The 6,659-nt window shown below is 76.5% G+C and carries 5 protein-coding genes and 1 pseudogene; 4 read left to right on the top strand and 2 right to left on the bottom strand.

The features are described 5' to 3' along the window. Positions 1–53: 53 nt before the first annotated feature. Complete coding sequence (locus EF903_RS26550) at positions 54–758, bottom strand: DUF6766 family protein (RefSeq protein ID WP_125547314.1); 705 nt, start codon at positions 756–758, stop codon at positions 54–56. Positions 759–840: 82 nt separating this feature from the next. Then, positions 841–1,281 carry a hypothetical protein gene (locus EF903_RS26545; RefSeq protein WP_260615961.1) on the bottom strand — a complete coding sequence of 147 codons (441 nt, stop codon included), beginning with the start codon at positions 1,279–1,281 and terminating at the stop codon, positions 841–843. 319 nt (positions 1,282–1,600) lie between these two features. Here EF903_RS26545 and EF903_RS26540 point away from each other — a divergent pair, with 319 nt between their 5' ends. The 4 genes and pseudogenes from EF903_RS26540 to EF903_RS26525 all read left to right on the top strand — a co-directional run bounded on the left by EF903_RS26540 (position 1,601) and on the right by EF903_RS26525 (position 6,633). Next, positions 1,601–2,791, top strand: a complete 1,191-nt coding sequence (locus EF903_RS26540) for a polyprenyl synthetase family protein (protein ID WP_260615960.1) — start codon at positions 1,601–1,603, stop codon at positions 2,789–2,791. Beyond that, positions 2,788–3,957: pseudogene (gene crtI / locus EF903_RS26535) on the top strand (phytoene desaturase family protein); the annotation flags it as partial. The gene EF903_RS26540 and the pseudogene crtI, both read left to right, overlap by 4 nt. Before the next feature lie 76 nt (positions 3,958–4,033). Further along, positions 4,034–4,759: a LysM peptidoglycan-binding domain-containing protein gene (locus EF903_RS26530; RefSeq protein ID WP_125547309.1), complete on the top strand. Its 726-nt coding sequence runs from the start codon at positions 4,034–4,036 to the stop codon at positions 4,757–4,759. Then, positions 4,756–6,633, top strand: coding sequence for a VgrG-related protein (locus EF903_RS26525; RefSeq protein ID WP_125547307.1), 1,878 nt, complete (start codon positions 4,756–4,758; stop codon positions 6,631–6,633). Before EF903_RS26530 ends, EF903_RS26525 begins: the two co-directional genes overlap by 4 nt. Positions 6,634–6,659: the final 26 nt, after the last annotated feature.

Raw genomic sequence — 6,659 nt, 5'->3', positions numbered from 1 at the left:
AAGCCGGTGGGCTCGGCGCCCGCCCCCGGCACCCGCCTGCCGACTCCGGGCCGTCAGCCCTCGACGCCGGTCGCGCCGTGCGCCGAGCCCACCGGCTTCGACTCCGGCGAGCCGCGCTGGCGCAGGTAGACCGAGAGGATGACCATGGCAGCCACCGCCAGCAGCTCCGACTGCCAGTTCTGCAGCGTCCTGTCCCAGAAGTCCGGGGAGAGCACGTACGCGCCCCAGCCGACCGGGTCCTGCAGCCGGCGCAGCTGCTGCTCGTCGTAGGCGGACATGCCCGCGATCGACTGGGCCACCCACGACAGCAGGAACAGCCCGCCCATGACCAGCCCCAGCGAGCGCGAGTACAGCCCCTGCCGCCAGTCCTTCGTGCCGGCCCAGCGCGGCGAGTCCGCCCGCGCGTGGTCGCCCGCGCGCTGGTCGCGGTCCGACTCGGTGCCGATCTTGTGGAGCTCCTTCGACTCGGGGGAGCCCCGCTGGACCAGCCACACCGTGCCGAAGACGAACAGGAAGAACTGCAGGAACTCCGACTGCCAGTTCTCGCTCACGTCCACGGCGAAGTCCGAGGACGCCAGGTACTCGCCCAGGCCGATCCGCTGGAGCCCGTCCGCCGCGAGGTCCTCGTTGAACTGGGCGTGCCCGGCCAGCGCCTGGAGGAAGAGGACGACGAGGAACGCCGAACCGAACGCCAGCGTCAGGCTGTTGTCCCGCCAGAAGCTCCCGCCCTCCCGGGGCCGGCCGCCGTCCCCGCTCACCGGTGCATCGCCCCGATCGCGATGAAGTACCCCAGCCCGCCCACGACCACCACCAGGCAGGCGACGAACAGCCCCCGCATCCTCAACCGCCCTTCACTTCGCACGCGTACGGCTGCTCCCCGCGCGGAGTGCAGCCCGCGGCGACCACCCGCCACCCGTCGGCGAACCGCGACAGGAACAGCCGGTCCCGGCCCGCCCGGACCAGCGCCTGCCGCCCGTACACCCGGGGCCCGCCGACCGAGGCCGACACGGGCAGGTCCGCGCCCTCCAGGGCCCGGGGGCAGGGCTTCCGCTCGTCCTGCTCCAACTGCTCCCGGGTCTGCGGGGCCAGCAGGCCGCACGCCGCCGCGTAGTCGCCGGAGGCCAGCGCCCGTTCGAAGACCCGCCCGGCGTCCGCCGCCCCGTCCTGCCGGCCCCCGGCCGCAGCGCAGCCCGCCAGGAGCACCGCCAGCAGCCCGGCCAGCGCGCCGGCGCGCACGGCCGCCCGCCGGGCCGCGGGCCCTCGCGTCCTCTGCGAATCCACGCACGCCTCCCCGGAAGTGGCGGATGCCCCGGAACGGCGCCCGCCGTGGGTTCCCCCTACCCGCCGGCCCCCGCGACCTCCGTCTCGCGCGCCCGGTATCGCCCGCCTGGCCCAAAGCGGTGACCCCGTCCGCCGCAGCGCCCGCCCCGACACGGCGGAACGGGCACGCGCCTGCGGGCCTGCCGCAGATGCCGGTGGTTGACTGGCCCGGGCCCGGCACCGCCCGGCTGGGACGCGGCCGCGCCGAGCGTGCATCCGTACGGCCCGTTCCACCGGAAGAGGCGGTGTGCAGGTGGTCGCAACGTCCGGAAGGGGGCCCATGGCGGGCATGCAGGCGCAGGCAGGCGGCAGACGCACCGCGGAGGGGGGCGCGGCCGGCGCCCCGGTGACGGAGGCCGACGCGGCCGCGGCCGGAGCCGTCGAGGACGCCCTCCGCGCACATGTCGCCGAACGGCTCGCCGAAGCGCACGCCACGGACCCGGCGTTCGCCGAGGACGTCGCCGGGCGCGTACGGGACCTCGTGCTGCGCGGCGGCAAGCGGCTGCGGGCCCGCCTGCTGTGGTGGGGATGGCGCGCCTGCGGCGGACCCGCCGACGGCCCCGGCGCCGAACGGGCCCGCGACCTGGCCGCCGCCCTCGAACTGCTCCAGGTGTGCGCCGTCGTCCACGACGACGTCATGGACCACTCGCCCGTCCGCCGCGGAGGACCCTCCGCCCACGCCGACTTCGCCCTGCACCACACCCGCTCCGGGCTGCGCGGCTCCGCCGACGCCTACGGCACCGCCGCCGCCATCCTCGTCGGCGACCTCGCCCTCGCCTGGGCCGACGACCTCGCCGCCGCCACCGCGCTGGCCGTCCCCGAAGGCCCCCGGATCCACCGCGAATGGCGGGCCCTGCGCGCCGAGATGGCCGCGGGCCAGTACCTCGACCTGCGGGCGGCCGCCACCGGCGCCACCGGGCTCGGCGAGGCCGTCCGGATCGCCCGCCTCAAGAGCGCCCTCTACACCGTGGAGCGCCCGCTCGCGCTCGGGGCGGCGCTCGCCGGCGCCCCCGAGCGGACCACCTCCGTCCTGCGCTCCGCGGGCCGCTGCGCCGGGCTCGCCTTCCAACTCCGCGACGACCTCCTCGGCGTGTTCGGGGACCCGCGCGACACCGGCAAGCCCGCCGAGGACCTCCGCGCCGGCAAGCTCACCTACCTGCGGGCCCTCGCCGTCCGGCTGGCCGCCCGCTCCGGCGACACCGCGGCCCTGCACGCGCTCACCGCGCCGGCCCCCGCCCCCGGAGCGCAGGCCGGCGCCGCCGGTGCACGCGCCGCGGACGCCCGGGAGGCCCTCGAACGCACCGGCGCCCGCGAGGTCGTCGAGGCGAGGATCGCCCGCCTCGTCCGCACCGGCGAGCGCCGCCTCGCCGAACTCCCCTCCGAACCGGACGCCGTCGCCGCCCTCGCCGGACTGCTCGCCCAGGCCGCAGGCGTCGACACGGCGGCCACCACCGCGGGAGGCCGCCGATGAGGACCGTTCCCGGACCCACCGACCACGTCGTCGTGGTCGGAGCCGGCCTGTCCGGCCTGTCCGCCGCACTGCACCTGCTCGGCGGCGGGCGCCGCGTCACCGTCGTCGAACGCGAGGACGGACCCGGCGGCCGCGCCGGCCGCACCCGCCTCGGCGGCTACCTCCTCGACACCGGCCCCACCGTCCTGACCATGCCCCACCTCGCCGACGAGGCGTTCGCCGCCGTCGGCGACTCGCTCGCCGCCCGCGTCGAACTGACCCCGCTCCACCCCGCCTACCGCGCCCGGTTCGCCGACGGCACCGCCCTCGACGTCCACACCGACGCCGACGCCATGGAGGAGGCGGTCCGCGCCTTCGCCGGACCCCGCGAGGCCGCCGGCTACCGCAGCCTGCGCGCCTGGCTGACCTCCCTCTACCGCGCGCAGATGCGGCGCTTCATCGACACCAACTTCGACTCCCCCCTCCAGCTCCTCCACCCCGACCTGGCCCGGCTCGCCGCCCTCCGCGGCTTCGGCCGGCTCGACGCGCAGATCGGCCGCCACCTGTCCGACCCCCGGCTGCGCCGCGTGTTCTCCTTCCAGTCGCTGTACGCGGGCGTACCGCCCGCCCGCGCCCTCGCCGCGTACGCCGTCATCGCCTACATGGACACCGTGGCCGGCGTGTACTTCCCCCGGGGCGGCATGCACGCCCTGCCGGCCGCCATGGCCGACGCCGCCCGCGCCGCCGGCGCCGAGTTCCGCTACGGCACCGGCGCGGCGGGCCTGCGCACCTCCGCCGGCCGGGTCACGGCCGTACGGCTCGCGGACGGCGGGGAGATCCCCTGCGACGCCGTCGTCCTCACCCCCGACCTGCCCGTCGCCTACCGGCTGCTGGGCCGCCGGCCGCGCCGCCCGCTCCGCCTGCGGCACGCGCCGTCCGCGGTCGTCCTCCACGCCGGCACCCGCCGCACCTGGCCCGACCTCGGCCACCACACCATCTCCTTCGGCGCCGCCTGGAAGCGCACCTTCGAGGAGATCACCCGGACGGGCCGCCTCATGAGCGACCCCTCGCTCCTCATCACCCGCCCCACCGCCCAGATTGCCGCGCTGCGCGCCGACGGCTCGGTCGTCGCCCAGTGGGGCCTGGTCGAAGTGCTCCCCGTCAGCTGGACGGGGCCGACGCTCGACGCGGCGCGCCCGGCCGTCGCGACGGAGACGCTGGAGATCGCCCACCACGGCTTCACCGACGCGGGGGGTGTCTGAGATGGCGGCACCCACCGGCGGCCGGGCCGCCGCCGGGCTCGCGCGGGCCTCGCTGGCCGTCCGCCAGCCGCCGGCCCGCCTCGGGGGCAGCCCCGGCGGGCTGATCGGCCAGGCGGACTTCCACTTCAACCCGCGCCAGCTCCAGCTGTCCCGCTCCGCGCACTGGCGTACGGAGCCGGCGGTCGCCTACACCCGCGGCGCGCCGCCGAAGTTCACCGGGGTCGAGCCGGCGCAGCTGCGCGTCGACCTGTTCCTGGACGCCTCCGGCACGCCCGGCGCGGACACCGTCCGCAAGCAGGTCGAGCTGCTGCTGTCGTGCTGCGAGGTGACGGAGCAGAGCGCCGCCTCGCAGGCGCCGTCCCCGCCGTGGGTGACGTTCTCGTGGGGCTCGTTCAGCACCGTCCAGTTCACGGCGTGCGTAACGCAGGCCAGCGCCACCTACACGCTGTTCAGCCCGAACGGGACTCCCCTGCGGGCGACGTGCTCCCTGTCGCTCACCGAGATCCCGCAGGCGGTGAAACGCCAGAACCCCACCTCGGGTGCGCTGTCCGCCCGCCGTGTCCACCGCACCGTCGCAGGCGACACCCTGGCGTCGGTGGCGTGGCGCGAGTACGGCGACCCGACCGCCTGGCGGGTGATCGCCGAGGCCAACGGCATCGACGACCCGATGCGGCTGAGGCCCGGCACCGAACTGCTGCTGCCCGCCGGATCGGAGCGCGCCGCATGAGCGAGAACACCTACACCACCCTCCTGCACGTCCAGTTGGGCGGGGCGGTGCTGCCCGACCCGCTCGCCGCGCTCCTCACGGAGGGCTGGGTCGACGCGAGCGTGAACGTCCCCTCCGCCTTCCAGCTCGTCTTCACCGACGGCGACAGCTCCCTCACGCAGCTCTACCCGCAGCTGGCGGTCGGTTCGAAGGCGGTGATCAGCCCGTTCGCCGACGGCGTCCGCGGCACCCCGCTGATCACCGGGGAGGTCACGGCCGTCGAGGTCGACACCGAGCCGGGCGCGGGCCGCCGGCTGGTGCTGCGCGGCTACGACCCGGGGCACCGCCTGCTGCGCAACCGGCGGGTCGCCGGCTACCCGCAGATGACGGCGTCGGACATCGTGCGCCGGATCGCGGCCCAGTGCGGGCTGGTCCTCGGCCGGGTCGACGCCACGCCGACGGTGTACGAGCTGGCGACGCAGCCCAACATCACGGACTGGGACTACCTGGCGCGCCTCGCGGCGGAGAACGACGTCCGGCTGTCCTTCGACCCCGACGGCCGGCTGGAGTTCGCGGCGCTCCGCCCCGCGTCGGGCGCGCCCGCGGACACCACGCCGGCGCTGCAGAGCCCGTACGTCCTGGAGTGGGGGCACAACGTGCTGCAGAGCCGTGTCGCGCTGACCTCCGCCGGGCAGGTGCAGCGGGTGACGGTCCGGGGTTGGGACATGCTGGCGAAGCGGCCGCTGGCCGCGCCGGCGCCCGCCGGGAGCAGCGCGGACGTGCTGGCGGACGTGTCGGCGGAGCAGCTCGCCGCGCCGTTCGGGCGGGCGGAGCTGGACGCGACGCGCACCCCGTACACGGCCCCGTCGGAGGTGGCGCACGCGGCGCGGGCCCTCGCCGACGACGTGGCGGGTTCGTTCGCGGAGCTGGAGGTGGCGGTGACCGGCAATCCGGGGCTGCTGCCGGGGCGGCCGGTCGCGGTGAAGGGCGCCGGGTTCCCGTTCGAGGGGAAGTACACGGCGACCGGTGTCCGGCACGTGTTCGCGTCGGGCCGCCCGTACGTCACCTGGCTGACCGTGTCGGGGCGGCAGTTCCGGTCCCTGTACGGGCTCGCCTCGGGCGGAGCGGAAGGCGGCGACGGGGGCGCCGGTGGCGGGGCGGCGGCCGCGCTGCCGGGCGTGGCGGTGGCCCTGGTGACGAACGTGAAGGACCCGCTGGGCCTGGGCCGGGTGCGGCTGCGCTTCCCCTGGCTGTCGGACACGTACGAGAGCGGCTGGTGCCGGGTCGCCCAGTTCGGCGGTACGGGCGGGGGCGGGCTGCTGCTGCCCGACGTCAACGACGAGGTGCTGTGCGCCTTCGACCGGGGCTCCCTGGAGCACCCGTACGTCCTGGCCGGCCTGTACAACGGGGTGGACCGGGCGACGCCCGAACCCGACGGCATCGCCGTGGTCGACCCGACCGGCGGGAAGGTCAACTGGCGTTCCCTGACGGCCCGCAGCGGGCACACCGTGGAGCTGCTGGAACGCTCGGGCGCGGCCCGCTCCGGCAGCGGCATCCGGCTGAGCACGGGCGACGGGGCGCTGACGGTGCGGTTGGACGAGGCCCGTACGGAGCTGACGGTCACCAGCGACGGCACGGTGACGATCCGGGGCGCCCGTGGGGTGGCGGTGGAGTCGGGCGGCGACCTGGCGCTGTCCTCGACGGGTGAGCTGAAGCTGAGCGGCGGGACGGGACTGGTGCTGGAGTCGGGGCGCGGCGTGGACGTGCGGGCCCGGGTCGGAATGGACGTGCAGACGCCCGGCCGGGTCGGGATCCAGGCGCTCGGCAACGTCGGGATCACGGCGGCGACGGTCACCCTCACGGGCGTGACGACCCGCAACGGCGTGCCCTTCTGAGGCCCGGCCCCGCAACTCCCCAGCTC

This window comes from Streptomyces sp. WAC05292, assembly GCF_003949955.1.
Classification (GTDB): domain Bacteria; phylum Actinomycetota; class Actinomycetes; order Streptomycetales; family Streptomycetaceae; genus Streptomyces; species Streptomyces globosus.
The sequence above is the reverse complement of the archived record's forward strand: the minus strand, read 5'-3'. Positions and strand labels throughout refer to the sequence as shown.